The sequence below is a fragment of the Altererythrobacter sp. KTW20L genome (genome assembly GCF_023501975.1).
Lineage (GTDB): Bacteria > Pseudomonadota > Alphaproteobacteria > Sphingomonadales > Sphingomonadaceae > Alteraurantiacibacter.
Genome location: NZ_JAMFLH010000033.1, coordinates 1 through 397 on the forward strand (window position 1 = coordinate 1; position 397 = coordinate 397).

A 397-nucleotide genomic window follows, 5' to 3' on the forward strand; every position below is an offset into this window, starting at 1 on the left:
GGAGGATTGCCGCATGGCGCTGGCCTTCGGCGCGGAAGGTATCGGCCTGTGCCGCACCGAACACATGTTCTTCGATGCGGCCCGGATCATGGCCGTGCGCGAGATGATCCTGGCCGATGACGAGGCCGGTCGCCGCCGTGCGCTCGCCAAGCTGCTGCCCGAACAGCGCAGTGACTTCGTGGGGATCTTCAGCGCCATGGCGGGCCTGCCGTGCACCATCCGCCTGCTCGACCCGCCGCTGCACGAGTTCCTGCCGCAGAGGGACGAGGAGTTTTCCGACCTCGCCGCCGATGTGGGCGTGAGCGTGGACCACCTGCGTCGTCGGGCCGACGAACTGCACGAATTCAACCCCATGCTCGGCCATCGCGGCTGCCGCCTGGGAATCACCTTTCCCGAG

At 67.8% G+C, this 397-nt stretch carries 1 protein-coding gene; it reads left to right on the forward strand.

The window, feature by feature from the left end; all coding sequences use genetic code 11:
- Positions 1–397 (forward strand): putative PEP-binding protein (locus tag M3P36_RS15080; RefSeq protein WP_349630581.1); only part of this gene is annotated, 397 nt, incomplete at both ends.